The organism is Hoeflea ulvae (assembly GCF_026619435.1).
GTDB classification, from domain to species: domain Bacteria; phylum Pseudomonadota; class Alphaproteobacteria; order Rhizobiales; family Rhizobiaceae; genus Hoeflea; species Hoeflea ulvae.
In genome coordinates this window covers 1,304,585-1,329,560 of record NZ_JAOVZQ010000001.1, presented here as the reverse complement: position 1 = coordinate 1,329,560, position 24,976 = coordinate 1,304,585, and the positions used below count along the sequence as shown (strand labels likewise).

The 24,976-nt window shown below is 61.3% G+C and carries 24 protein-coding genes and 1 pseudogene; 19 read left to right on the top strand and 6 right to left on the bottom strand.

Annotated elements, in window-relative coordinates; genetic code table 11:
• The first annotated feature begins 326 nt into the window (after positions 1-326).
• From OEG82_RS06255 to OEG82_RS06205, 11 genes and pseudogenes are all read left to right on the top strand, one after another.
• Positions 327-839 (top strand): hypothetical protein, encoded by a 513-nt coding sequence (locus OEG82_RS06255; protein ID WP_267611575.1) that lies wholly within the window; start codon positions 327-329, stop codon positions 837-839.
• A 23-nt stretch (positions 840-862) separates the two neighbouring features.
• Positions 863-2,179, top strand: a complete 1,317-nt coding sequence (locus tag OEG82_RS06250; protein WP_267611574.1) for an NAD(P)-binding protein — start codon at positions 863-865, stop codon at positions 2,177-2,179.
• Positions 2,142-3,290, top strand: a complete 1,149-nt coding sequence (locus OEG82_RS06245; protein WP_267611573.1) for a class I SAM-dependent methyltransferase — start codon at positions 2,142-2,144, stop codon at positions 3,288-3,290. The genes OEG82_RS06250 and OEG82_RS06245 overlap by 38 nt, the downstream gene beginning before the upstream one ends.
• Before the next feature lie 96 nt (positions 3,291-3,386).
• Positions 3,387-4,109 carry a WbqC family protein gene (locus tag OEG82_RS06240; RefSeq protein WP_267611572.1) on the top strand — a complete coding sequence of 241 codons (723 nt, stop codon included), beginning with the start codon at positions 3,387-3,389 and terminating at the stop codon, positions 4,107-4,109.
• The gene (locus OEG82_RS06235; RefSeq protein ID WP_267611571.1) at positions 4,096-4,875 is read left to right on the top strand and encodes a cephalosporin hydroxylase family protein; all 780 of its coding nucleotides are present in this window, start codon (positions 4,096-4,098) and stop codon (positions 4,873-4,875) included. Before OEG82_RS06240 ends, OEG82_RS06235 begins: the two co-directional genes overlap by 14 nt.
• A gap of 233 nt (positions 4,876-5,108) precedes the next feature.
• Entirely contained in the window at positions 5,109-6,035 is a 927-nt protein-coding gene (locus OEG82_RS06230) for an ABC transporter permease subunit (protein ID WP_047031134.1), read from the top strand.
• A pseudogene (gene livM, locus OEG82_RS06225) lies at positions 6,035-7,391 on the top strand (high-affinity branched-chain amino acid ABC transporter permease LivM). Before OEG82_RS06230 ends, livM begins: the two are co-directional and overlap by 1 nt.
• A gap of 11 nt (positions 7,392-7,402) precedes the next feature.
• Positions 7,403-8,383 carry an ABC transporter ATP-binding protein gene (locus tag OEG82_RS06220; protein ID WP_267611570.1) on the top strand — a complete coding sequence of 327 codons (981 nt, stop codon included), beginning with the start codon at positions 7,403-7,405 and terminating at the stop codon, positions 8,381-8,383.
• On the top strand, positions 8,380-9,111 hold the full coding sequence (locus OEG82_RS06215) for an ABC transporter ATP-binding protein (protein WP_267611569.1): 732 nt from the start codon (positions 8,380-8,382) through the stop codon (positions 9,109-9,111). The genes OEG82_RS06220 and OEG82_RS06215 overlap by 4 nt, the downstream gene beginning before the upstream one ends.
• Before the next feature lie 117 nt (positions 9,112-9,228).
• Positions 9,229-9,579 carry a DUF6867 family protein gene (locus tag OEG82_RS06210; protein WP_267611568.1) on the top strand — a complete coding sequence of 117 codons (351 nt, stop codon included), beginning with the start codon at positions 9,229-9,231 and terminating at the stop codon, positions 9,577-9,579.
• Between the two features lie 169 nt (positions 9,580-9,748).
• Entirely contained in the window at positions 9,749-10,852 is a 1,104-nt protein-coding gene (locus OEG82_RS06205; protein ID WP_267611567.1) for a branched-chain amino acid ABC transporter substrate-binding protein, read from the top strand.
• Between the two features lie 143 nt (positions 10,853-10,995).
• Here OEG82_RS06205 and OEG82_RS06200 read toward each other — a convergent pair whose 3' ends face one another.
• From OEG82_RS06200 to OEG82_RS06185, 4 genes are all read right to left on the bottom strand, one after another.
• A complete protein-coding gene (locus tag OEG82_RS06200) occupies positions 10,996-11,631 on the bottom strand; it encodes a nucleoside triphosphate hydrolase (RefSeq protein WP_267611566.1) in 636 nt (211 codons plus the stop codon).
• 4 nt (positions 11,632-11,635) lie between these two features.
• Entirely contained in the window at positions 11,636-12,412 is a 777-nt protein-coding gene (locus OEG82_RS06195; RefSeq protein WP_267611565.1) for an ATP-binding cassette domain-containing protein, read from the bottom strand.
• The gene (locus OEG82_RS06190; RefSeq protein WP_267611563.1) at positions 12,412-13,473 is read right to left on the bottom strand and encodes an ABC transporter permease; all 1,062 of its coding nucleotides are present in this window, start codon (positions 13,471-13,473) and stop codon (positions 12,412-12,414) included. Before OEG82_RS06190 ends, OEG82_RS06195 begins: the two co-directional genes overlap by 1 nt.
• 133 nt (positions 13,474-13,606) lie before the next feature.
• Positions 13,607-14,641, bottom strand: a complete 1,035-nt coding sequence (locus OEG82_RS06185) for a sugar ABC transporter substrate-binding protein (RefSeq protein ID WP_267611562.1) — start codon at positions 14,639-14,641, stop codon at positions 13,607-13,609.
• Positions 14,642-14,865: 224 nt separating this feature from the next.
• Between OEG82_RS06185 and OEG82_RS06180 the strand changes: the two genes are divergently transcribed.
• The gene (locus OEG82_RS06180; RefSeq protein ID WP_267611561.1) at positions 14,866-16,092 is read left to right on the top strand and encodes an ROK family transcriptional regulator; all 1,227 of its coding nucleotides are present in this window, start codon (positions 14,866-14,868) and stop codon (positions 16,090-16,092) included.
• A 14-nt stretch (positions 16,093-16,106) separates the two neighbouring features.
• Here OEG82_RS06180 and OEG82_RS06175 read toward each other — a convergent pair whose 3' ends face one another.
• Both OEG82_RS06175 and OEG82_RS06170 read right to left on the bottom strand, forming a co-directional pair.
• Entirely contained in the window at positions 16,107-17,114 is a 1,008-nt protein-coding gene (locus tag OEG82_RS06175; RefSeq protein ID WP_267611560.1) for a cytochrome d ubiquinol oxidase subunit II, read from the bottom strand.
• A complete protein-coding gene (locus tag OEG82_RS06170; protein WP_267611559.1) occupies positions 17,107-18,507 on the bottom strand; it encodes a cytochrome ubiquinol oxidase subunit I in 1,401 nt (466 codons plus the stop codon). The genes OEG82_RS06175 and OEG82_RS06170 overlap by 8 nt, the downstream gene beginning before the upstream one ends.
• Before the next feature lie 177 nt (positions 18,508-18,684).
• On the opposite strand from OEG82_RS06170, the gene OEG82_RS06165 reads away from it, so the two are divergent.
• From OEG82_RS06165 to OEG82_RS06135, 7 genes are all read left to right on the top strand, one after another.
• The gene (locus OEG82_RS06165; RefSeq protein ID WP_267611558.1) at positions 18,685-19,575 is read left to right on the top strand and encodes a metal ABC transporter substrate-binding protein; all 891 of its coding nucleotides are present in this window, start codon (positions 18,685-18,687) and stop codon (positions 19,573-19,575) included.
• Positions 19,572-20,477, top strand: coding sequence for a manganese/iron ABC transporter ATP-binding protein (locus tag OEG82_RS06160; protein WP_267611557.1), 906 nt, complete (start codon positions 19,572-19,574; stop codon positions 20,475-20,477). The genes OEG82_RS06165 and OEG82_RS06160 overlap by 4 nt, the downstream gene beginning before the upstream one ends.
• Positions 20,474-21,337 carry a metal ABC transporter permease gene (locus OEG82_RS06155; protein WP_267611556.1) on the top strand — a complete coding sequence of 288 codons (864 nt, stop codon included), beginning with the start codon at positions 20,474-20,476 and terminating at the stop codon, positions 21,335-21,337. Before OEG82_RS06160 ends, OEG82_RS06155 begins: the two co-directional genes overlap by 4 nt.
• Positions 21,337-22,233 (top strand): metal ABC transporter permease, encoded by an 897-nt coding sequence (locus tag OEG82_RS06150; RefSeq protein WP_267611555.1) that lies wholly within the window; start codon positions 21,337-21,339, stop codon positions 22,231-22,233. The genes OEG82_RS06155 and OEG82_RS06150 overlap by 1 nt, the downstream gene beginning before the upstream one ends.
• A gap of 94 nt (positions 22,234-22,327) precedes the next feature.
• A complete protein-coding gene (locus tag OEG82_RS06145; protein WP_267611554.1) occupies positions 22,328-23,704 on the top strand; it encodes an NAD-dependent succinate-semialdehyde dehydrogenase in 1,377 nt (458 codons plus the stop codon).
• Complete coding sequence (locus OEG82_RS06140; RefSeq protein ID WP_267611553.1) at positions 23,701-24,315, top strand: glutathione S-transferase family protein; 615 nt, start codon at positions 23,701-23,703, stop codon at positions 24,313-24,315. The genes OEG82_RS06145 and OEG82_RS06140 overlap by 4 nt, the downstream gene beginning before the upstream one ends.
• A gap of 22 nt (positions 24,316-24,337) precedes the next feature.
• Positions 24,338-24,940: an SDR family oxidoreductase gene (locus OEG82_RS06135; RefSeq protein WP_267611552.1), complete on the top strand. Its 603-nt coding sequence runs from the start codon at positions 24,338-24,340 to the stop codon at positions 24,938-24,940.
• Positions 24,941-24,976 lie beyond the last annotated feature (36 nt).

The window sequence follows — 24,976 nt, the reverse complement described above, 5'->3', positions numbered from 1 at the left end:
GTTTTCACCACCAGCTACCGGCGGGAACTTCTGAACGAAGTCAGATATTTTCTGTAATCGCATGGAAGGAATTCAAATTGGATCAGTCAAATTCCAATAATTATCGCGAGGACGAAAAGAGATATTTCTCGGACATTGAAACCTACTTCGAACAATCGAGTGGGAGTTTCAGCGAAAAAATGCACGCCTTTTGCCGGTATGTCCCGAGGCAATCCCTGGGGCACTTTCTGGCAAGAAACGAGATTTTCAAGGAGATCCTGAATGTCCATGGCTCTGTCTGTGACTTCGGCGTCTACCGGGGGTCTTCGTTCTTCGCATGGCAGCAATTGAGCGCCATATACGAGCCTTACAATCACACCCGGAAAATAATCGGATTTGACTCCTTTGAAGGGTTTTCCGGTATCGGCGACTTTGATGAAAGCCGGTCAGATGAGACGATCGAGCTCAAGAAACCGGGCGGCATGGCCTTTGCCGGCGAAGACGAAATCCGCAGCGGAATAGACCTGATGGATCTCAACCGGCCGCTCGGCCACATGCCAAAGGGTTCGATGGTCACCGGAACATTGCCCGAAAGTTTCGGTGGCTATTTGGAAGAGCACCCCGAAACAGTGATAGCGCTGGCCAATTTCGGGCTTGGGCTTTACGGCCCGACAGTGGAATTGTTGCGACAGATCAAACCCAGACTGACCCGAGGCAGCATTGTGGTGCTTGAGGAAGTCAACCAGGCGATGTGGCCGGGCGAGACCAGGGCGCTGGCGGAAGCATTTGGATTGAACAATCTGACGCTGAACCGTGTGGCGCATTGCCCGCAAATCAGCTGGTTCAGATTGGGCGCCTGACGATGCGGTCGGACACAAAGACGGTGGGTATTGTGGGCGCATCCATCGGTGGCCTGGTATCGGCTGCGGCATTGGCCGACAGGCGGATCAATGTCACTTTGTTTGAACGTGGACGGTCAGTCACCGGTCTTTACAACAAGGTTGACACGCCGTTTGGCCGGCAGGAACTCGGGATGCACGTGATTTACGTCAATCAGGCGCAATATGCCTATCTGTGCGAGATTTTCGGGGCAGACGTTTTCGAGTTGCTGGAGGGCGTGAACGTCGACATCGGTGCCAGCCATATATTCGGCAGAAGCAATTTTGACAGTGTGTATCCCGATGTCAGGCACCATCGGGATCTGGAGCAAATTCTGGTTGAAATGCGCGCCGGAAACGGTGGGAAAGATCACGCCGCAAACGCGCGGGATGAAGCCATTCGCAGGTTCGGCCGCACCGCTGCACTTGATGTAACAATTCCGACACTGGAAAAGCTCTGGCATGCGAAGGCAGAAACCCTGACCGAACAGGCTTTGCATTGCTTCTATGACCTTCGAAGACTGGTGGTATGCGGCAAAGCGGAGGCGGATGTCCTCAAGCAGGATGCGTGGCTGGATCAGGTTGTTGCTAACCCGGTGCAAACCGAGCCGTTCGGAAAGATATACGGTGACCGGGTCGGGCTGGTTTTCAAGGCCGGACACACCGACCTCAATGAGCGTGCGCTTGCATGGGCCGAAAGACACAATGTCAGGATCGAACTCGAGACACAGATCAGCATCGATGAGGGGCGGGTGTTGAGCGATGGGGTCGCCCTGTCTGACACCTGCGATGCATGTATCGTTGCTGCCCCGATTCACACGCTGGCACCGCACTTGATCGATGAGCTGGATCAGATCGAGCTGTCCATCGCCTATTTCCAGCTCGATCGTCGCATAGGGGCGGATTTTCCCGCCTATTATCTTCTGTGCCATGATCCGGCCCTGAAGTCGTCGCGGATCGTCAATTACGAAGCTTACAACCCGGACAGGCGCGACACTGAACAAAGCGTGCTCTCGGTCGAGTTTCTTCACCCCGTCGGCAAGCCACCGGAAACAGCCGAAATCGGTGATGAGATTTCCCGGATATTTCCCAATTGTGCTGTGGCTGCATCGCACCGTCTGGAAAGGTCCATGAAGCTGTGCAGCCCGACGCTCGCAAACAAAACAATTCTGGACAAGTTCGAGCAGGAAATGTCGTCGTCATTCGGTAAAAAGCCGATTTATTTCTCGGGGATGCGGACTGACACAGGCCAGTTTTTCTCTCACAACACCATAGGATCTGCATATGCATCCGCACTGGACTGTTACGAGCGATTGCGTTGAAATTGCGAGAATGCCATTTTACTGGCGCTTGAGCGGTTCCACGGAAGCTTCACCCAAAATCGACCAGACTCTCCCCATTCGGGTCTCCATCGACCATGAATTCGACTATTTGCGGTATCAGCCAACCCGGCTGGAATGGGACACCATAAACCGTGCTTACCGGATGAACGAGAACATTGGCTTTCTCAACCCGGAATCCGGCCAGATGGACACTTATGGATCGAGTGTGAACCGTTTCTTTCTCGGAGAAGTCGAACGTTTTTCGCCAAGGACCGCTTACGAGATTGGCTGCGGAGCCGGTTTTTCCATCGCATATCTGAAGGCCAACGGTTTCAGGGCTGTCGGAATTGACCCGTCCGAATACTCAAGAAAGTGGAGCCAGAAACTCGGTTTCGAGCTGATAAACGAGTATTTTGGGCAGGGTTTGATCGATAGCCCGACAGAGTTCATCTATTGCAATGATGTCTTCGAGCACATCCCCGATGTTGTCGGGTTCAGCGAACAGGTCTTTGCCAGCTTGTGCGATGGCGGGGTCTTCTGTTTCTCGACGACGAATTCCACCCAGTCCATTGAACTGGGGGACATATCGCAATTCGAGCACCAGCATGTGAATATGTTCACATCCCGCTCGATACACCTGATCCTGCTCCACGCCGGGTTCTCGGAAATCGAGGTCCGAGGTGGAAGTTACGGCAACACCTTTCATGTCACCGCACGCAAGCTGGCGGGCCGGAACAGGGGTGTGGCGGCGATTGAACCGCCAATCTGTGACGGATATCTCGACCGTGCAGCACGTGCCATTTCCGCATTTCAAACCTGGTATGACGGGACTGAAAACAAGAACTGCTATGTGCCTTTGAGGTCTTTGCCTTATCTGGCCGCCGCCGGGGATTTCGGCCGCACGCCGATCTTTGACACCAACACCTCGTGGACCGGCAAATTCATAGACGGATATCAATTGCCGATATTGTCTCTCGATGCAGTGCCTAAGGATCACGGCGCCAGTTTTTTCGTCGGCTCCATGACATTCTTCGATGAAATCCGGACATCCCTGATCGAAAGAGGCGTTGATGTCGGCAATATCGTGTCAATAAGGGATCTGCTGAATTGACGTGCGCCCAATTTTGGCCCTTTTCGAGGATGGTTCCGCGGCCGGGCAATGGCTTGCCGGTTTGGTGACGACGCGCAAAATGGAGTATGTCGCACCATGAGAGTGGTGATCAGCCAGTCGATGTATTTTCCCTGGGTGGGCATGCTCGAGCAGATCCGTCTTGCCGACGTGTTCATCCACTATGACGACGTCCAATTTTCCAAGGGCGGTTTTTGCAACCGGGTTCAGGTCAAGATGCCTGGCGGGGTGGCCTGGATGACGGCGCCGCTGCACGATCATCAATTGAGACAGACGATCGACGCAGTCCGGCTGCAGCCCTCGCCCGACTGGCGGCATCGCCATCTGGCGATGCTGGCGCAGAGCCTTGACGGCGCGCCCTATGCGGCCGATGCGCTGGCGCTGGCAACAACCGTGATCGACGGCGGACACGAGACCGCCGCGGACCTGGCTCGCGAAAGCATGCTGGCTTTGAGCCGGTATTTCGGTCTGGATGGCGCGACACGTTTCGTCGATTCCCGGAGCCTGGGCATCGCGGGCTCCGGCAGCGAGCGGGTGCTGGCGCTGGTCAAGGCGGTCGGCGGCACGGATTATGTCACCGGACACGGGGCGCGAAACTATCTCGACCACGCGCGCTTTGAAGCCGAAGCTGTATCGGTGTCCTATATGGACTATCAGCGGACGCCCTACCCTCAATTGCATGGCGCGTTCACGCCCCATGTCACCGCGCTGGATCTGGTCGCCAATTGCGGCCGCGACGGTGTGGCGGCAATCGCGTCAGAGACGCGGAACTGGAAGGATTTTATCGATGGACCCGCATGAAACATTTCGCGCCGAGGTGGAGCACAATATCGACGGACTTGCTGCTGATGGCGATCTGCAGGCGCTGTCCAGAACCTGGCTCAGTGAGTCGGCGCGTCACAAATATTGCTACAATTTCTCCTGGTTCGGCCGTCCGGCAATCCAGTTTCCGAATGATGCCTGGGCCCTGCAGGAACTGGTGTGGAAGGTCAGGCCGGACCTGATCATCGAAACCGGCATCGCCCATGGCGGCTCGCTGATCTATTCGGCCTCGCTGCTGGCGCTGCTCGATCTGTGTGACGCCACCGAGCGTGGCGAAATGCTTGACCCGCGCAACCCGAAACGCAAGGTTCTCGGCATCGACATCGACATCCGGGCGCACAACCGCGAAGCCATCGAGGCGCATCCCCTGGCCCCGCGCATCGACATGATCGAAGGCTCCAGCATCGCCGCCGCCACAATCGCCCAGGTGGCCGCAATCGCCTCAGGCTACAAGCGGATCCTGGTGTGCCTGGATTCGAACCACACCCGTGATCATGTCCTGGCCGAGCTCGAGGCCTATGCGCCGCTGGTCTCGCCGGGCAGCTATTGCATCGTTTTCGACACCCTGCTCGAGGACATGCCGGAACATATGTCGGCCGACCGTCCCCGGGGGCCGGGCAATGGTCCGAAATCCGCCGTCCATGCATTCCTGAAGCGCGATGCGAATTTCGAGATCGACGGCAGAATCGACAAGAAACTGCTGATCACCGTGGCGCCCGACGGATTTCTCAAGCGCATCAGGTGATTTGGGCCGGATTTGCCGCCCGAAACACCCGCGGTTGCAGGTTTTCCGGTTCATGAACCACGGAAACCTAGGATTTTGCAGGACATTTTTCATTTAATCGATTGAAATTCTGAAAACTTGCAACCGGCCATTTTTTCCTATTCTCGGCTCCGGAAAACACGATATAGAGACAGGCAGGGGAAAGAGGGCGCATCAAAGCGCCCCCAGAAAAAGACAAGAGGGACCGCTGCCTCATGGAATATTTTTTGCAACAGCTTATCAATGGACTCACCCTGGGTTCCATTTATGGGCTCATCGCCATCGGCTACACCATGGTCTATGGCATCATCGGCATGATCAATTTCGCCCATGGCGACATTTTCATGGTGGGCTCGTTCATCGCGCTTGCGACCTTCCTGGCGCTGGTCGCCCTGGGCATCACCGCACTGCCGCTGATCCTGTTTCTGACGCTGCTGGTGGCCATGCTTTTCACCTCGGCCTGGGGCTGGACGGTGGAACGGCTTGCCTACCGGCCCTTGCGCGGCTCGTTCCGGCTGGCGCCGTTGATCACCGCCATCGGCATGTCGATCGTGTTGCAGAACTTCGTCCAGATCACCCAGGGTGCGCGCGTCAAGCCGCTGCCCCCGCAGATCCAGGGCGGCGTCACGCTGATCGAGGGCGTGACCGAGAACGGCACCATCGCGGTGCAGCTGTCCTATATGCAGATGATCATCATCTTCACCACCCTGGCGCTGATGATCGGCTTTTCGCTGCTGATCTCCAAGACCTCTCTGGGCCGCTCGCAGCGTGCCTGCGAGCAGGACCAGAAGATGGCCGCACTTCTCGGCGTCAATGTCGACCGCACCATCTCGCTGACCTTTGTGATGGGCGCGGCGCTCGCCGCCGTGGCGGGCTTCATGTTCCTACTGCTTTACGGCGTGATCGATTTCTACATCGGCTTCCTCGCAGGTGTTAAGGCGTTTACCGCAGCCGTGCTGGGCGGGATCGGCTCGCTTCCGGGCGCCATGCTCGGCGGGCTGCTGATCGGTCTGATCGAAGTGTTCTGGTCGGGATATTTCTCGGTGGAATACAAGGACGTCGCCGCCTTCTCCATCCTGGTCATCGTGCTGATCTTCATGCCGTCCGGCTTGCTCGGCAAACCCGAAGTCGAGAAAGTCTAATGGCTGCCGCTCCGAAAACCGGCCTGATGGCCGAATCCGTCAAGGATGCGGCGATAGCCGCCGTTCTTGTCGCCGTGCTGGGCTTCTTCTTCCTTGCGCTGCGAACCGACATTGTCACCGGCGGTCTTGACCTGACCTACCGCTGGGGCCTGTGGTTCCTGGCGATTGCCATTGTCTTTGCCGGCCGGTTGCTGCTCAACCTGTTCGTGTTCAAGGCGAAAAAGCCGGTCACCCGGGAGCTGAACATCACGGTTCCCGCCGGACTGACGACGGTTGTAGGCAGGTTTCTCGGGCCGTTCCTGCTACTGATCGCGCTGACGCTGCCGTTCCTCGTGATGCTGATCTATCCCGATCGCGACCGCCAGTTCATCGATCTGGCGATCCTGATCATGACCTATGTGATGCTCGGCTGGGGTCTCAACATCGTGGTCGGCCTCGCCGGACTGCTCGACCTTGGCTATGTGGCTTTCTACGCCGTCGGCGCCTATTCCTTCGCGCTGCTGGCGCAGTATTTCGACATCGGGTTCTGGACGGCGCTGCCGCTGGCCGGCCTGCTGGCGGCAACATGGGGAATTATTCTCGGATTTCCGGTCTTGCGGCTGCGCGGCGATTACCTCGCCATCGTGACGCTGGCCTTCGGGGAAATCATCCGCGTGGTGCTGCTCAACTGGTACGAATTCACCGGCGGTCCGGACGGAATTTCCGGCATTCCGAAGCCGAGCTTCTTCGGCCTGGAATTCTCCCGCTCCGGCGGCTTCGCCGAGTTCTTCAATCTCGACTATGATTCCATCCACCGCTTCATCTATCTCTACTACATCATCCTGGTGCTGGCGCTGATCACCAATTTCGTCACCCTGCGGCTGCGCAAGCTGCCCATCGGCCGGGCACTGGGAAGCGCTGCGCGAGGATGAAATCGCCTGCCGCTCGCTCGGTATCAACACCACCAACACCAAGCTGACCGCATTCTCGATCGGCGCGATGTTTGCCGGATTTGCCGGTTCGTTCTTCGCCACCCGCCAGGGCTTCATCTCGCCGGAAAGCTTCACCTTTCTGGAATCGGCGATCATTCTGGCGATCGTGGTGCTGGGCGGGCTTGGCTCGCAGGTCGGTGTCGTCATTGCTTCGGTGGTGATGATCGGCGGCATCGAGCTGCTGAGAAATCTCGGCTTCCTGAAGGAAATCTTCGGCCCCGATTTCGAACCCACCCAGTATCGCATGCTGATTTTCGGCCTGGCCATGGTGCTCATCATGGTGTGGAAACCACGCGGCATCATCTCGAGCAGGAACCCTTCCGCGGTCTACAAGGAACGCAAGAAGATCGGCTCTGACATGGTCGCTCAAGGCGAGGGCCACTGATGGAAACCGCTATGAAAACGCCCCCCGCCCACAACTGGGACAACAATGTTGTTCTCTCCGTCGAGCACCTGACCATGCGCTTTGGCGGACTGGTTGCCGTCAATGATCTGAGCTTCAATGTCGGCCGCGGCGACATCACCGCCCTGATCGGCCCCAACGGCGCCGGCAAGACCACGGTGTTCAACTGCGTGACCGGCTTTTACAAGCCCACCGAGGGCCGCATCGTCATGCGCCACGGCGAAGGTTTCCAGTCCGACAAGATCGAGGCCCTGACCCGCACCGGACGGCAGTTCAACGATGATGGCGACAACCGGGTGTTCCTGCTGGAGCGGATGCCGGATTTCGAAATCTCCAAGCGCGCCAAGGTGGCCCGGACGTTCCAGAACATCCGCCTGTTCGGCGGCATGACCGCGCTGGAAAATCTTTTGGTGGCGCAGCACAATCCGCTGATGATCGCGTCGATGATGACGATCGGCGGCATCTTCAACCTGCCCGGCTACCAGAAGGCCCGGTCAGAGGCGATCGACTTCGCCGCCTACTGGCTGGAAAAGACCGGCCTTATTGAGCGCGCCGACGACCCGGCCGCGGATCTGCCCTATGGCGACCAGCGCCGGCTCGAAATCGCCCGCGCCATGTGCACGCGGCCGCATCTGCTGTGCCTGGATGAGCCTGCCGCGGGCCTCAACCCGCGCGAGTCGACCGAGCTCAACAATCTGCTGCAATATATCCGCAAGGAACACGGCACCTCGATCCTGCTGATCGAGCACGATATGGGCGTGGTCATGGAGATCTCGGACCATGTGGTGGTGCTCGACTATGGCCAGAAAATCTCCGACGGCAGCGCGGACACCGTCAAGAATGATCCGAAGGTGATCTCGGCCTATCTCGGTGTCGATGAGGATGAAGTCGCCGCTGTCGAGGAGGAGATCGACATGCCCGTCAGGCATGCCGCCAACACCCCCGCAGACACCGACAAGGGAGGCCAGTCATGAGTAACGACCAGAACCTCCTGACCATTCGCGGCGTGGAAACCTATTACGGCAAGATCGTCGCGCTGCGCGGCGTCGATGTCGACGTCAGAAAGGGCGAGATCGTCACGCTGATCGGCGCCAATGGCGCCGGCAAGTCGACGCTGATGATGACGATCTGCGGCAGTCCGCGGGCGCGTGCCGGCGAGATCATCTTCGACGGCCAGGACATCACCCGGATGCCGACCCACGAGATCATCCGGATGGGCATCGCCCAGTCTCCGGAAGGCCGCCGCATCTTCGGCCGAATGACCGTGCTGGAAAATCTCCAGATGGGCTCGCAGCTCGTCGACGACAAGCATTTCGACGATGATCTCAAGCGGGTCTTCGACCTGTTCCCGCGGCTCAAGGAGCGCGCCAGCCAGCGCGGCGGCACGCTGTCGGGCGGCGAACAGCAGATGCTCGCCATCGCCCGGGCGCTGATGAGCCGTCCGAAACTGCTGCTGCTCGATGAGCCGTCGCTTGGCCTGGCGCCCTTGATCGTCAAGCAGATCTTCGAAATCATCAAGGAGCTCAACACCAATGAGGGGCTTACCGTGTTCCTCGTCGAGCAGAACGCGTTTCACGCGCTCAAGCTGGCCCACCGCGGCTATGTGATGGTCAATGGCAACATCACCCTGTCGGGCACCGGCGCCGAACTGCTCAAACGTGACGAGGTTCGCGCCGCCTATCTCGAAGGCGGAGCGCATTGATGCCGGGCCTTGGCCATGTGGTCTTCCCCGGGCGGCGACGCCGGTGAACCGATTCAAAACGTTGCAACCTGCCGTGCCGCTTCCATGGAACGCGGCCCGGCAAAGGGGAGGTAAGAGATGGAAAACGGCCTCTTGTGGGAAGTTTCAATCGCCGAGTTCATCATCGTCACGATGATCCTGGGCGGCGGCACCGCCTGGATGACCGGGCGGGCGGTGGCCTCGACCTGGAGAACGCCCCTGCAGCTCGCCTGGTATATGGTGATCCTGGGCCTGGCGGTCCGCTTCATCCATTTCGCCCTGTTCGGCGGAACACTGTTGTCGGGCTATTATTTCGTCGTCGACTTCCTTGTCATTCTGATTTTTGCGTTTCTCGGCATGCGGTTCACCCGCGCCGGCCAAATCGCCGAGCAGTACAGTTTCGCCTTCGACCGTTCCGGGCCATTTGGCTGGCGGCCGAAGGACAAATAACCGCACAAAAAGGCGGCTCGAATAGCCATCAAAAAGCTCTGTATTTCTTTGGAAATATCGGCTTAGATGGTTGTACACGGGGAAACATTCCCCCCAACACCGGCGCCGAACACAATCAGCGCTTGCGGACCGGTTATTGGAAAACGAACAAGCGCTGCAGGGAGATACCATGAAGAAGATTCTTTTGGCAGGAGCCGCACTCGGGTTCGCAATGTCTTCGGCCTCCGCCGAGATCGTCATTGCGACCGCAGGTCCGATGACCGGCCAGTATGCATCCTTTGGGGAACAGATGAAGACCGGCGCCGAGCAGGCCGTTGCCGACATCAACGCCGCAGGTGGCGTCAACGGCGAAATGCTGAAGCTGGAAATCGGCGATGACGCCTGCGATCCGAAGCAGGCTGTTGCTGTCGCCAACCAGTTTGCCGGCAGCGGCGTGGTGTTCGTGGCAGGTCACTTCTGCTCGGGCTCCTCGATCCCGGCTTCGGCGGTCTATACCGATGAAGGCATCATCCAGATTTCGCCGGCCTCGACCAACCCGACCTTCACCGACGAGCGTCCAGGCGGCGCCGATGGCGGCACCTACCGCGTTTGCGGCCGTGATGACCAGCAGGGCGAAACCGCCGCAGCCTATCTGCTGAAAAACTTCGAAGGCAAGAAGATCGCCTTCGTTCACGACAAGACCGCCTATGGCAAGGGTCTTGCAGACGCCACCAAGGGTTCGTTCGAAGCCGGCGGCGGCACTGCTGCGATGTATGAAGCCTACACCGCAGGTGAAAAGGACTATTCGGCGCTGGTGTCGAAGATGAAGCAGGAAGGCATCGACGTGCTCTATGTCGGCGGCTACCACACCGAAGCCGGCCTGATGGCCCGCCAGATGAAGGAACAGGGCATGTCCACTGTTCTGGTTTCGGGCGATGCGCTTGTGACCGACGAGTACTGGGCGATCACCGGCGACGCTGGTGAAGGCACCCTGATGACCTTCTCGCCGGATCCGACCAAGAGCGAAGGCGCTGCTGCCGTCGTCAAGGCGTTGCAGGATGCAGGCAAGACCACCGAAGGCTATGTGCTCTACACCTATGCGGCCATCCAGGCCTATGCACAGGCTGCCACGGCTGCCGGATCGACCGATTATGACGCGGTCCGCGAAGCCCTCAACTCGGGCGACTTCAGCACCGTGCTCGGCGATCTGAACTTCGACGACAAGGGCGACGTGTCGCTTCCGGGCTATGTGTTCTACCGCTGGTCCGACGGCAAATACGCCGAAATCGAATAGTCTTTCAGTCGGACTGTTTGACTGGAGCCCCGGCGTGAAAGCGCCGGGGCTTTTTTGTTGCCGTGATCATGCAGCACCAGGCCTTGTCGCAGGCTGCCGAAAGGCAGTCGCTGGGGCTACCGGAGATGCTGGCGCGCAGGCCGCTATGCGTTGGAAATTTCGAGATCGGCTGGCCGTGACGAGCCCAGCACCAGCTCGGCATTGGGGATGTCGTTCGACATCGCCCTTGTGCGGGCGTCATTGTAGGCAAGGCCGAGCGCAAGCCAGCGGTCAAGCAGCCGCTGGCGCAACTCCTCCAGTCCTGCCCTGAGCATGACTGTGAGATCGAAAAGGGCCGCCATCTGGGCCCAGACCGGATCGTCAAGCAGCAGATAATTGCCTTCGGCGATGAGGAACCTGTGCTCAGGCGTGATGATGCTGCCGCCGGCGCGGGCCAGATCCAGCGCCCGGTCAAACACCGGAACCGCGATGTCGCGATCGGGTTCAGCCCGCAGACGCACGAGCAGGGCGGCATAGCCATCGGCATCAAAAGTGAAGGGCGCACCCTTGCGCGCCCTTGTCCCGCGCAGATCAAGCACGGCATTGTCGAGGTGAAACCCGTCCATGGGGACGATTGCCGCGCCCTGCCCGCGTCTGGCGAACTCGGCCACCATTGCTTCCGAAAGCGTTGACTTGCCGACACCGGGGGGACCAGCCAGCGCAATGATGAAGCGCTGGCTCTGCCCTGCCCTGCCGATCGCGGCATCGACCAGCTGTGCGGCGGTCTGTTCGGGCTTCATCGTTTCAGGCCGCTATCGCTTCTTCCGGCGGCTCCTTGGCCCCGGTCATGAAGGCGACGGCATCGGACATGGTGTAGTCCTTCGGATTGATGACGCAGAGACGCTTGCCGAGCCGGTGGATGTGGATCCGGTCGGCCACCTCGAAGACATGCGGCATGTTGTGCGAGATCAGGATGATCGGGATGCCGCGCGAGCGGACATCGAGGATCAGCTCCAGCACCCGGCGGCTTTCCTTGACGCCGAGCGCTGCCGTCGGTTCGTCCAGGATGATGACCTTGGAACCGAAGGCGGCCGCGCGCGCCACCGCCACCCCCTGGCGCTGACCGCCGGAGAGGGTTTCGACCGCCTGGTTGATGTTCTGGATGGTCAGCAGCCCCAGCTCGTTGAGCTTGTCGCGGGCAAAGGCATCCATCGCCTTGTGATCGAGCTGCCGCATCACCTTGCCGAGAAAGCCGGGTTTGCGGAGTTCCCGGCCCATGAACATGTTGTCGGTGATCGACAGCGCCGGCGACATGGCGAGCGTCTGGTAGACGGTCTCTATGCCCGCATGGCGCCCGTCCAGCGGTGTGTGGAAGTTGATTTCCTTGCCTTCGAGCCAGATCTTGCCCGAGTCGGGGACGACTGCGCCGGAGACGGCCTTGATCAGCGTCGACTTGCCGGCGCCGTTGTCGCCGATGACGGCAAGAATCTCGCCGTGGTGAAGGTCGAAATCGCAATTGTCGAGTGCGACCACGCGGCCGTAGCGTTTGACGAGGTTGCGGCCCTTGAGAATGGGTTCCATCAGACTGACACCTTTCTGATCCACTGGTCGACGGTGACGGCGGCGATGATGAGCACGCCAATGAGCAGGTAAGTCCACTGCGCATCCGCGCCGAGCAGCCTGAGGCCGAGCGAGAACACGCCGACGATCAATGCGCCGAAGAGCATGCCCATGATCGAGCCACGTCCGCCAAACAGCGAGATGCCGCCGATCACCACCGCAGTGATGGATTCGATATTGCCGAGCTGGCCCGAGGTCGGCGAGACCGAGCCGATCCGCCCGATCAGGGCCCAGCCGGCGAAGGCGCAGATCAGGCCCGAGAGCATGTAGACCGAGATCAGCGTGCGCTTGACCTGGACACCGGCCAGTTCCGCCGCTTCAGGGTCGTCCCCCACGGCATAGACATGGCGTCCCCAGGCGGTCTGCTTGAGCACATAGGCCATGAACAGGACCAGCAGCACCAGGAAGATCACGCCGTAGGTGAAGATGGCGCCGCCGACGGCAACCTTGTTGCCGAAGAACTGCAGCAGGGGCGCCTGGTCGGCGATGTCCTGGGCCCTGATGGTTTCATTGGCCGAATAGAGAAAATTGGTGGCCAGAACGATCTGCCACATGCCCAGCGTGACGATGAAGGGCGGCAGCTTCATCACCGCGACGAGAAAGCCGTTGATGAACCCGCAGAAGGTTCCGCAGGCGATGCCGGCGAGAACCGCCAGTTCGGCCGGCCATCCGTAGCGGAAGGAAAACAGCCCCATGACCACCGAGGACAGCACCATGATGGCGCCGACCGACAGGTCGATGCCGGCTGTCAGGATCACAAGCGACTGGGCGACGCCGAGGATGCCGACGATCTGAACCTGCTGAAGGATCAGCGTGAGCGCAAAGGGCGAGAAGAATTTCTGCCCCAGCAACAGGCCGAAGACAAGGATCGAGCCGACCAGAACAATGGCTGGCACTGCCCAGGGTGTCTGGTGCAGACCATGCTGCAGCCTCTTCACCGCGCTCTGATCATGTGACTTGAACTCCGCGACAGTCGTCGGACTGGTAGCTGCGGCTTTCTCAAATTCCTGCGTACTGGACATGGTACCTCCCCATCGTCACACGGCATGGATAAACGCCCTTGCGCCAGGCCTCTTGCGGCCGCGCATGGAGTGTAATTTGCAGTGAGGCGGCCCGAAGGCCGCCTCGATACCTTTTACCTAAAAGGAGAGGCAATCAACCCCAGCAGCGGTCCATGCCTTCAGCGACGGAGATCGACTCGACGCCTTCAGCGGGCTTGTCGGTGACAAGCGACACGCCGGTGTCGAAGAAATCCTTGCCTTCGGTCGGAGCCGGCTTGGTGCCGTCCTTGGCCCAGGCGGCGATGGCTTCAATGCCGAGCGACGCCATCAGCAAGGGATACTGCTGCGAGGTGGCGCCGATGATGCCGTCCTTGACATTGGCCACACCCGGGCAGCCGCCATCGACGGAGACGATCAGCACGTCACCTTCGCGGCCGATGGCCTTGAGCGCCTCATAGGCGCCGGCGGCGGCGGGTTCATTGATGGTGTAGACCACATTGATCATCGGATCCTTGGCGAGGAGATTTTCCATCGCCTTGCGGCCGCCTTCTTCATTGCCGGCGGTGACGTCATTGCCGACGATGCGGGCATCATCTTCATCACCCCATTTGCCGGGATCCTTGACGTCGATGCCGAAGCCGGTGAGGAAGCCCTGGTCGCGCAACACGCCGACGCTGGGCTGGCTGACGCCCAGATCAAGCATGGCGATCCTGGCATTGGCGGCTTCATCGCCGAGCGTTGCTGCGGCCCATTTGCCGATCAGTTCACCGGCCAGGAAGTTGTCGGTGGCGAATGTGGCGTCGGCGGCATCGATGGGCTCAAGCGGGGTATCGAGCGCGATGACCACGAGGCCGGCATCGCGGGCCTGCTTGACGGCGGACACGATGGAAGATGTGTCGGAGGCGGTGATGAGAATGCCCTTGGCGCCATCGGCGATGCAGGTCTCGATCGCTGCAACCTGGGTTTCATGGTCGCCGTCAACCTTGCCGGCATAGGACTTCAGCGAAACGCCGAGTTCTGCGGCCTTGGCTTCCGCGCCTTCCTTCATCTTGACGAAGAACGGGTTGGTGTCGGTCTTGGTGATCAGGCAGGCGCCGATGCTGTGGCTGGCGGCATAGGCGGGCGCCGTTGCCAGGGCGCCAAATGCGACGGCTGCGAGCAGCGCGGACTTGAGTGTGGAATTCGACATGATTTGATCCTCCCGGGATGTGTTTCTGCAGATCAGTCTGCATGCGCGGCGAACTGAATGTGTCGTGCTCCCTTCCTCCGCGTCCTCCCTAAAACAGCACAAACAGATCGCCCCGTCAATAAATAAATCAATCTTATTTAATAATTGACGGAGACCGTTCTTTACGGCATTGTCTGGCAAGGAGCGCCCGTGCAGAGATACGGGTGCCGGGAGGAAACAGTCACGTGCCGGATGACCCGAAGATCGGCGAAGACCGCCATGGCTCGGCGAGCAGATCGCTGAGAGGAACGAACCAGAGCGGCCTTCGCGCCTATAATCAACGGCTGGTGCTCAGCCTTGTCTATTCGCACGGCAACCTGACCAAGACCGACATCGCGCGGATGACCGGGCTTTCGGCGCAGACCGGTTCCGTGATCATGCGCGAACTCGAGGCCGAGGACCTGATCGTCAAGGGGGAGCCGGTCCGCGGCAAGGTGGGGCAACCCTCGGTGCCGCTGTCGATCAATCCCGACGGCGCGTTTTTCTTTGGCCTCAAGGTCGGCCGCCGCAGCGCCGAACTCATCCTGGTCAATTTTCTCGGCGAGCCGCAGACGGCTCTGCGCAAGAGCTATCCCTGGCCGACACCGCGGCTGGTGATCGATTTCGCCCGCGACGGTATCGCCGAGATGCTGGCAGGCTTGCCGGCGGAATTCCGCGACCGGGTCGCCGGCGTGGGCATCGCCACACCGTTCGAACTGTGGAACTGGACCGAGCAGGCGGAAGCGCCGCGCGAGCAGATGGAGCTGTGGCGCGGATGCGATCTCAGGGCGGAACTGGCGGCCATCTGCGACATGCCGGTCTATCTGCAGAACGACGCCACCGCCGCCTGTGCCGCGGAACTGGTGTTCGGCAAGCATCCCGGCCTGCATGATTTCCTCTATCTCTATATCGGCACCTTTGTCGGCGGCGGGGTGGTGCTCAATGGCAGCATCTATTCCGGCCGCAGCGGCAATGCCGGCGCGCTCGGCCCGCTGCCCGTGGCCGGGCCCGACGGTCGGCCGGTGCAATTGATCGACAGGGCCTCGATCATGCTGCTCGAACGCATGCTCAAGGCCGCCGGACGCGACCCCTCGCCGCTGTGGAACAGCCCCGACAGCTGGGATGGTTTCGAGGCCTTCGCCGATGAATGGATCGGCATCGTCGCCCGCGGCCTCGCCCAGGCAGTCGTCTCGGCAGCCTCGATCATCGATTTCGAACATGTCATCATCGATGGCGGGCTGCCGGTCGATGTCCGGGAAAAGATCGTCGCGGCGACGCGGGCGGAAGCGGAGCGCTACGATCTTCGCGGCCTGCATTTGCCGGGCATCCTGCCGGGAACCGTCGGCCACCTCGCCCGCGCGCTGGGTGCTGCCAGCCTGCCGCTGTTTGATAAATATCTGATCGACCGCAACGCCCGCCTTGGCGGTGCGTAAGCACGGCCTATCGGTCAGTCATAGCGCAGATCCACCGCCTTGCCGCCGAAGATCCGGTAGGCCCAGATCGAGTAGCCGGTGATCACCGGCAGCACGAACAGGGTTCCGACCAGGATGATGGCAAGGCTCTCGGTGGCGCTGGCGGCTTCAGCGATGGTGATCCGGCCCGGCACGACATAGGGGTAGAACGACCAGGCCAGTCCGGCAAAGCCGAGCGCGAAGATCCCGGCTAGGGCTGCGAAGGGCGCCAGGTTCAAGCGGTCGCCCTCCAGCGGCAGCTTGCCTGAAAGCTGCCAGAGCCAGGCAAACAGACCAACCGTCAAGACCGGCAAGGGCGCCAGAAACAGGGTTTCGGGGAAACCCAGCCAGCGATCCCAGATCCGGGCACTTGCCAGTGGCGTGGCCAGCGAGATCGCCGCCATGCCCAGCGCCACCAGGCCGAGCGAAGCGCGCAGCCAGGCCACGGCCTTCTTCTGCAGCTCGCCTTCGGTCTTGTGGATCAGCCAGGCTGCACCGATCGCCGCATAGGCCGCTGCCAGGCAGACGGCGACCAGAACCGCAAATCCCACTGCCGCCCAGCCGGTATCCAGGCCCAGAACATAGCTGCCAAGCATATAGCCCTGCGCCAGCGCCGACATCAGCGATCCGACGAAGAACATCCGGTTCCAGACCGGCTTTGCGGCGACACTGACCTTGGCCCGGAACTCGAAGGCGACGCCGCGCAGGATCAGGCCGATGAGCAGCACCGCGACCGGGAAATAGAGCGTGGTCAGAATGACACCATGGGCCACCGGGAATGCCACCAGCAGCACTCCCACCGCCAGAACCAGCCAGGTCTCGTTGGCATCCCAGAACGGACCGATGGCCGACACCATGCGGTCCTTCTGGGCATCATCGGCCAGCGGCGAGAGGATGCCGATGCCGAGATCGAAACCGTCGAGAATGACATAGACCAGGATGGCGAAGCCCATCAGTGCGGCGAAGATATAGGGCAGCCACAGGGCCCAGTCGAATTCAGCCACGTGCATCCCTCCCCGTTGCCACAGCCATTGCCGGGTCCGGATCGATGCCCGGATCATTGATGCCGGGAGGCGCTTCATGCGGCGTCTTGGCGGCCTTGAGCGCCAGCGCGACGATGACCGAGAGATAAGCGAGGATCAATCCCGCATAGACCAGCAGATAGGCGGCAAGCGTGATGCCGACAGAGCCGGCCGGCAGCGCAGAGACCGCATCGGACGTCTTCAGCACTCCGCTGACCAGCCAGGGCTGGCGGCCGATCTCGGTGGTGTACCAGCCGGCCAGCGTCGCCGCCCAGCCCGACAGCGCCATCGGCACCAGCACATAGGCCAGCGGCCGGTTGATGTCGCCCCGGCGCCAGATCATCCAGCTTCCGGCCCAGGCCACGAACAGCATGGTGAAGCCGACGCCGACCATGATGCGGAATGCGAAAAACAGCGGCGTCACCGGCGGATGCAGCAGCGTGCCGTCCTCGGCGACAAAATCGTTGAGGCCCGGCACCACACCGTCGGGGTCATGGGTGAGGATCAGGCTGGCGCCGCCGGGAATGCCGATCTCGAACCGGTTTTCCCGCGCCTCCTCATCGGGGATGGCGAACAGGATCAGCGGCACGCGCGGACCGGTTTCCCAGTTGGCCTCCATCGCGGCAACCTTTTGCGGCTGATGTTCGAGCGTGTTGAGCCCGTGCATGTCGCCGGCAAAAATCTGCAGCGGAATGAGGATGGCGCCGAGCGTCAGGCCGGTGCGCAGCGTCAGCATGTTGGCGCGGGAGCGGTCAGAAACAAGCCAGCGCAGGGCCGACACACCGGCAACCAGAAAGGCCACCGTCAAGCCGGAGGCGAGCAGCATGTGAACCAGCCGATAGGGCAAGGACGGGTTGAACACGATGGCGAACCAGTCGGTGGCATAGGCGACCCCGTCGCGGATCTCGAAGCCCTGCGGCGTGTGCATCCAGGAGTTCAGCACCAGGATCCAGAACGCCGACATGGTGGTGCCGAAGGCCACCAGAAAGGTTGCCAACGTGTGGACCCGGGCCGAAACGCGGCGGGAGCCGAACAGCATGATGCCGAGAAACACGGCTTCGAGGAAGAACGCGGTCAGCACCTCATAGGCCAGCAGCGGTCCCGCGATATTGCCGACGCTTTCCATGAAACCCGGCCAGTTGGTGCCGAACTGGAAACTCATGGTGATGCCGGAAACAACGCCCATCGCAAAAGACAGCGCAAACACTTTCACCCAGAAGAAATAGGCATCCATATAGGCCTGGTCGCCGGTCCGGTTGAAGCGGAGCCTGAACCAGAGCAGCAACCATCCGAGCGCGATCGTGATGGTCGGAAACAGGATGTGGAACGAGATGTTGGCGGCGAACTGAATGCGGGACAGCAGAAGTGCGTCCATGGCGAGCTCCTTTTATCTGCCTGCTAGATGGAGCGGTGGCGCCCGTGGTGGAGATGACATTGTGCCGCAGCGCAGTGCGCCACCTCTGACGGGGTTGTTGCAAATGATTTGCAAAAGCATTGACAGCCGCGCCAATGCGCATAGATTAAAGTTGCAAACCATTCGCAGGAAGCATCCATGCACTTGTTCACACGTCTCGGGCTCGTTTTCGGGCTCATCCTCGGCGGGGCATCCCCGGCACTTTCCGATATCAAGGTCCTGACCTCGTTCACGGTATTCGCCGACATGGCCCGCAACATCGCCGGCGACCATGCCGAGGTGGTCTCGATCACCCGCGAAGGCGCCGAGATCCACATGTTCCGGCCAACGCCGGGCGACATCAAGCGCGGGCTTGGCGCCGATGTCGTGCTGTGGAACGGACTCGGGCTGGAGACATGGTTCGAGCGCTACCTGGAAAATCTCGGCAATGTGAAGGCCTATGTGCTCTCCGATGGAGTCGAGCCGATCATGATCGCCGAAGGCGCCTATGAAGGCCGGGCCAACCCGCATGCCTGGATGTCGCCCGGCAACGCCGATATCTATATCGACAACATCGTGCGCGCGCTGTCGGAGACCGATCCGGACAATGCGGCCGCCTATCTGGCCAATGGCGAAGCCTACAAGGCCGAGATCGCCGCCACCTTCGCGCCGATCCGGGCCGCCATAGAGGCGCTGCCGGAGGAAAAGCGCTGGCTGGTCAGCAGCGAAGCCGCTTTTTCCTATCTGGCACGGGATTTCGGCCTCAGAGAGGCCTCGATCTGGGCGATCAATGCCGACAGCCGGGGATCGCCGCAACAGGTGCGCCGGATCATCGACCTGATCCGCGACAATGAGGTTCCGGTGATATTCTCGGAAAGCACGGTTTCGCCCAAGCCGGCGGAGCAGGTGGCGCGCGAGACCGGCATCGCCTATGGCGGTGTTCTCTATGTGGACTCGCTGTCGGAGCCGGGTGGCCCGGTGCCCACCTATCTCGACCTGCTCAGGGTAACATCAGAAACAATCGTCACCGGACTGACGGCAAACCCATGAACATCTCCGCTCCCGCACTGGCCGCCGACACCACCGGGCTTCAGGTCCGCGACGTCACCGTGGTCTACCGCAACGGCAACCGGGCGCTCGACGGCGCCGCATTCTCCGTGCCGAAGGGCTCGATCACCGCGCTTGTCGGCATCAATGGCAGCGGCAAGTCGACCCTGTTCAAGGCGCTGATGGGCTTCGTGCCGCTGGCCAGCGGCGAGATCAGCATCATGGGCATGGGTGTCAAGGAAGCGCTCAGCCGCAATCTGGTCGCCTATGTGCCGCAGAGCGAGGAGATCGACTGGTCCTTTCCGGTTCTGGTCGAGGACGTGGTGATGATGGGCCGCTACGGTCACATGAATTTTCTGCGCATGACCCGCCCGCAGGACCGGGCCGCGGTCGACGAGGCGCTGGAACGGGTCGGCATGACCAGCTTCCGCAAGCGCCAGATCGGCGAATTGTCCGGCGGCCAGAAAAAGCGCGTGTTCCTCGCCCGTGCACTGGCCCAGGAAGGCCAGGTGATCCTGCTCGACGAACCCTTCACCGGCGTCGACGTGACCACGGAAACCCAGATCATCGAGCTTTTGAAAGTGCTGCGCACCGAGGGCCGGGTGATGCTGGTCTCCACCCACAATCTTGGCAGCGTGCCGGAATTCTGCGACCGGGCCGTGCTGATCAACCGCCGCATCCTGGCCGAAGGGCTGACCAGCGAGGTGTTCACGCAGAGCAATCTGCAGAACGCCTTTGGCGGCGTGCTTCGGCACTTTGTGCTCGGCGGACAGGATCTGCATGATGATGACGATCATCGACAGGTCACGGTGCTGACCGACGACGAACGCCCCTTCGTGATCTATGGCGAAGCCGCGCTCAAGGCCCGCAAGGACAAGGGCGCCGGCCGGGATGGAGGCAAATGAGCCTGCTGCTTGAACCCTTCAGCTATGGATACATGGTCAACGCCATGTGGGTGTCGGCGCTGACCGGGGCGATCTGCGCCTTTTTATCGTGCTATCTGATGCTCAAGGGCTGGTCGCTGATCGGCGACGCGCTGTCGCACTCGATCGTGCCCGGCGTTGCCGGCGCCTACATGCTGGGCCTGCCCTTTGCCGCCGGGGCATTTCTGGCCGGAGGCCTGGCGGCCGCGGCCATGCTCGCCATCCGCGCCCACACACGGCTGCGCGAGGACGCCATCATCGGCATGATCTTCGTCTCCTTCTTTGCGCTCGGGTTGTTCATGGTGTCGATCTCGCCGACGCCGATCAATGTGCAGACCATCGTGCTGGGCAATGTGCTGGCGATCACACCTTCCGACACCACGCAGCTGATCATCATCGGCGTGGTCACGCTGGTGGTGCTGTCGGTGATCTGGAAAGACCTGATGCTGGTGTTTTTTGACGAGAGCCATGCGCGCGCCATCGGCATTCCGGCGACAGCCCTCAAGGCGGTGTTCTTCACGCTGCTGGCGGCCTCGACCGTGGCTGCGATGCAGACGGTCGGCGCCTTTCTGGTGATCGCGCTGGTGGTGACGCCCGGCGCCACCGCCTATCTCCTGACCGACAGGTTTCCGCGACTGATCGTCATTGCCGTGGCGATCGGATCGATCACCTCCTTTGTCGGGGTCTATCTGAGCTATTTCCTCGACGGCGCCACCGGCGGCGTGGTGATCATGCTGCAGACCGGCCTGTTTCTCACGGCCTTCGTCTTCGCGCCGCGGCACGGGCTGCTGGCCCAGCGCGCCCGGGCGCGCGGCGCGACGGCTGATGCGGGAGCCCTGTGATGGACGCTGTGCTCGACTTCTTCATCGATCCGTTCCGCTTCGCCTATATGCAGAAGGCCTTCCTGATAACCTTCCTGATCGCCCTGCCGATGGCGGCGATGAGTTCGCTGATGGTGCTCAAGGGCTGGTCGCTCCTGGGCGATGCCATGAGCCACGCGGTTCTGCCGGGCATTGTCATGGCCTATATCGCCGGCCTGCCGCTGGTGATCGGCGCCTTTGCCGCGGGGCTGTTCTGCGCGGTCGCCACCGGCTGGCTCAATGCCAATAGCCGCGTCAAGGAGGACACGGTGATGGGCATCGTGTTTTCCGGCATGTTCGGGCTTGGCATCGTGCTGCATGTCAGCGTCCGTTCCAGCCTGCATCTCGATCATATCCTGTTCGGCGACATGCTGGGCGTGAGCTGGTCCGACATCGGCGCCACCGCGCTGCTGGCGGCACTGTGCGGCGCCTTCCTGATGATCAAATGGCGCGATCTCGTCGCCCAGGCTTTTGACGGCATGCATGCGCGCGCGATCGGGCTCAGGACCGGATGGCTGCATTACGGATTGCTGACGGCCATCGCGCTGATGATCGTCGCCAGCCTCAAGGCCGTCGGCATCATCCTGTCGATCGCGCTCCTGGTGGCGCCCGGCGCCATCGCCTTCCTGGTCGCCCGCACATTTGCCGGCATGCTCGGCGTCGCAGTCGGATCGGTGGTGTTGAGCGGCGTTGCCGGGATCTTCCTGAGCTACCACATCGACAGCGAGCCGGCGCCGACCATGGTGCTGGTGATGACCGGTCTGTTCGTTCTGGCGCTGATCGTCAGCCAGATCCGCGACATGCGCCTGCGCCAGGCCGCGAGGGGTGAAACCAATGGCGCAGCGACGGTGATCCGCGGCTCGTCCAGGCGCCAATGATGTCGAACACCCCCTCCGCTTCTGCTGATGCGGCCCCTGAAGGAACTTATGCCAGCCCCGTTCGTTGGCCCAGCAAGTCCCACAAGGAGTCCGCATGTCTACGATCACCACAATCAATCCCGCCACCGAAGAAGAAATCCAGACCTACCAGCGGATGAGCGAGGCTGAAGCGACTGATCGGCTTGAGGCCTGCCACGCGGCGTTTCTGGAATGGCGCAAGCTGTCCCACGCCGACCGCGCGCCCTATCTGAGCAAGATCGCGCAAAAGCTGCGCGACCATGCCGATGAGCTGGCAGCCCTGATGACACAGGAAACCGGCAAGCTCATCAAGGACGGCCTCACCGAAGTCGAAATCTGCGCGGCGATCTTTGAATACACCGCCAATAATGGCCCGGATCTGCTGGCCGATGAAGAACGCACCCATGGCGCAAAACAGAAGCGCGGCGTGGTCAGCTACCAGCCCATCGGCGTGATCTATTCGATTCAGCCGTGGAATTTTCCGCTCTACCAGCCGGTCCGCGTGCTCGCCGCCAATCTGATGGCCGGCAATGGCTGCGTGCTCAAACACGCCAGCATCTGCACCGGCTCGGGCCTGAGACTGCGCGAATTGTGCATCGAGGCCGGTCTGCCCGAGGATCTGTTTCAGGTGATCCTGATCGATCATGATGTCAGCGACAAGCTGATCGCCCACCCGAAAGTCCGCGGCGTCACCATGACCGGCAGCGACGGCGCCGGACGCCACATCGGCGCGGTGGCAGCCAAGGCGCTGAAGAAGACCGTGCTCGAACTGGGGTCGAACGACGCCTATCTGGTGCTCGAAGACGCCGACATCGAAACCGCGGTGAAGTTCTCCGTCATGGGGCGGCTCTACAACAATGGCGAGACCTGCGTGTCGGCCAAGCGCTTCATCGTCACCGACAAGGTCTATGACGCATTTGTCGATGCCTTCGTGGCACAGATGAAGGAGATTACTCTGGGGGATCCCACCGACGAGGACACCCAGCTTGGGCCGCTGTCGAGCCAGGACCAGTTCGACACGGTCAAGAGTCAGGTCGATGACAGCGTCGCCAAGGGCGCCACCGTGCTGTGCGGCGGAGAAGCACCGGACCGCAAGGGCGCCTATTATCCGGCCACCGTGCTGGCAGACCTTGCGCCTGGCATGCCGGCTTTTGACGACGAGATCTTCGGTCCCGTCGCCTCGGTCATCCGCGCAAAGGATGACGAGGACGCGATGCGGCTTGCCAATGAAAGCCGCTATGGCCTGGGCGGCGGTATCTTCTCCCGGGATGAGGACCGTGCGCTGAAACTCGCCCGCGAACACTTCGACACCGGCATGATCCGGATCAACTCCTTTGGTGCCGCCGATCCGAACATGCCCTTTGGCGGCGTCAAGGATTCCGGCTATGGCCGCGAACATGGCGGCTTCGGCATGAAGGAATTCGTCAATACCAAGGCGATCTTCCTGCCATGATCACGCTCCACACCCTGAAATTCTCCCGGGCCACCCGGGTGCTCTGGCTGCTCGAGGATCTCGAGCAGCCCTGCGAACGGATCGACTATGACCGGACGCCGGAGTTTCGCGCGCCGGAGGCCTTGTCGCGGGTTCACCCGCTGGGCAAATCGCCGGTGATCGAGGACGATGGCGAGATGATCGCCGAATCCTCGACGATCCTGCGCTATCTGGTCGATAAATATGGCGATGAGAGTCACCGGCCGCCGCGGGGCACCCGCGAATTCTGGCGGCATGAGGCGCTGTTTGACTATGTCGAAGCGTCCTTTGCCGAGGTCGCCTTGCAGGCGATCATGCCAGCCTTCCGGGGCAAGGACGTGCCGGATGACGCCGGGGCGGCACTCGGCAAGCATCTCGACTACATCACCGGGGAACCGGGCGAAGGTCCGCTGCTGTTCGGCAGCAGGCTTATGCTGGCCGACATCCAGATCTCCTACATTCTGGCGCTTCTCGACACACTCGGCCTGCTCGGCGATCACCCGCAAATCGCCGAATACTGGAAGGTGCTGCAGGAGCAGCCCGGCTATATCGCGGCAACCCGGGCCGCAGGCCCGATGGCGCCGCCCAACTGATTCAATCTGAAGGAAATACATTATGAGCATGAATATTCTCGTCGCCGGCGCAACCGGCACAACCGGCCTGCAGCTGGTCAAGGACCTCGTTGACCAGGGCCACGCCCCCACGGCACTGGTGCGCGAAAGCTCCGACACCAGCGATCTGCCCGAGGGCGTGAGCCTGCGACAGGGTGACCTGACCGATCTGCAATCGGGCGTCTGCAACGGCATGGATGCCGTCATCTTCGCCGCCGGATCGGGCGGTTCGACCGGACCGGAGATGACCGACAAGGTCGACCGCGACGGCGCAAAGCGCCTTGTCGATCTGGCGGTTGAAGCCGGCGTCAGCCGTTTCGTGATGCTGAGTTCCGTCGGCGCCGACCAGTCCGAACCCGAAGGCGATCTCGCCCATTACCTCAAGGCCAAGCACGAGGCCGACGAACACCTCAAGGCCTCGGGCCTGACCTATGCCATCCTGCGCCCGGTGGCGCTGACCAATGACGGCCGTAGCGCCGACGTGATCCTCGGCGACGATGTCGACAAGACCGCCAAGGCCTCCCGCGCCGACGTCGCCCATTTGCTCGCCCAAGCCGCCACCACAGGCCGCTTCGACGGCCAGGCACTGGACATGCAGTCAGCCTGATCACGACGATCAGAGGAGGTGTCTCAGCGCGGCTAT

What these genes read in the sequence shown, in the direction of transcription:
- OEG82_RS06245 (WP_267611573.1), top strand. Translation starts at nt 2,142, where the DNA reads ATGCATCCGCACTGGACTGTTACGAGCGATTGCGTTGAAATTGCGAGA.
- OEG82_RS06240 (WP_267611572.1), top strand. Translation starts at nt 3,387, where the DNA reads ATGAGAGTGGTGATCAGCCAGTCGATGTATTTTCCCTGGGTGGGCATG.
- OEG82_RS06235 (WP_267611571.1), top strand. Translation starts at nt 4,096, where the DNA reads ATGGACCCGCATGAAACATTTCGCGCCGAGGTGGAGCACAATATCGAC.
- OEG82_RS06230 (WP_047031134.1), top strand. Translation starts at nt 5,109, where the DNA reads ATGGAATATTTTTTGCAACAGCTTATCAATGGACTCACCCTGGGTTCC.
- OEG82_RS06220 (WP_267611570.1), top strand. Translation starts at nt 7,403, where the DNA reads ATGAAAACGCCCCCCGCCCACAACTGGGACAACAATGTTGTTCTCTCC.
- OEG82_RS06215 (WP_267611569.1), top strand. Translation starts at nt 8,380, where the DNA reads ATGAGTAACGACCAGAACCTCCTGACCATTCGCGGCGTGGAAACCTAT.
- OEG82_RS06210 (WP_267611568.1), top strand. Translation starts at nt 9,229, where the DNA reads ATGGAAAACGGCCTCTTGTGGGAAGTTTCAATCGCCGAGTTCATCATC.
- OEG82_RS06205 (WP_267611567.1), top strand. Translation starts at nt 9,749, where the DNA reads ATGAAGAAGATTCTTTTGGCAGGAGCCGCACTCGGGTTCGCAATGTCT.
- OEG82_RS06200 (WP_267611566.1), bottom strand. Translation starts at nt 11,631, where the DNA reads ATGAAGCCCGAACAGACCGCCGCACAGCTGGTCGATGCCGCGATCGGC.
- OEG82_RS06195 (WP_267611565.1), bottom strand. Translation starts at nt 12,412, where the DNA reads ATGGAACCCATTCTCAAGGGCCGCAACCTCGTCAAACGCTACGGCCGC.
- OEG82_RS06190 (WP_267611563.1), bottom strand. Translation starts at nt 13,473, where the DNA reads ATGTCCAGTACGCAGGAATTTGAGAAAGCCGCAGCTACCAGTCCGACG.
- OEG82_RS06185 (WP_267611562.1), bottom strand. Translation starts at nt 14,641, where the DNA reads ATGTCGAATTCCACACTCAAGTCCGCGCTGCTCGCAGCCGTCGCATTT.
- OEG82_RS06170 (WP_267611559.1), bottom strand. Translation starts at nt 18,507, where the DNA reads ATGGACGCACTTCTGCTGTCCCGCATTCAGTTCGCCGCCAACATCTCG.
- OEG82_RS06165 (WP_267611558.1), top strand. Translation starts at nt 18,685, where the DNA reads ATGCACTTGTTCACACGTCTCGGGCTCGTTTTCGGGCTCATCCTCGGC.
- OEG82_RS06160 (WP_267611557.1), top strand. Translation starts at nt 19,572, where the DNA reads ATGAACATCTCCGCTCCCGCACTGGCCGCCGACACCACCGGGCTTCAG.
- OEG82_RS06155 (WP_267611556.1), top strand. Translation starts at nt 20,474, where the DNA reads ATGAGCCTGCTGCTTGAACCCTTCAGCTATGGATACATGGTCAACGCC.
- OEG82_RS06150 (WP_267611555.1), top strand. Translation starts at nt 21,337, where the DNA reads ATGGACGCTGTGCTCGACTTCTTCATCGATCCGTTCCGCTTCGCCTAT.
- OEG82_RS06145 (WP_267611554.1), top strand. Translation starts at nt 22,328, where the DNA reads ATGTCTACGATCACCACAATCAATCCCGCCACCGAAGAAGAAATCCAG.
- OEG82_RS06140 (WP_267611553.1), top strand. Translation starts at nt 23,701, where the DNA reads ATGATCACGCTCCACACCCTGAAATTCTCCCGGGCCACCCGGGTGCTC.
- OEG82_RS06135 (WP_267611552.1), top strand. Translation starts at nt 24,338, where the DNA reads ATGAGCATGAATATTCTCGTCGCCGGCGCAACCGGCACAACCGGCCTG.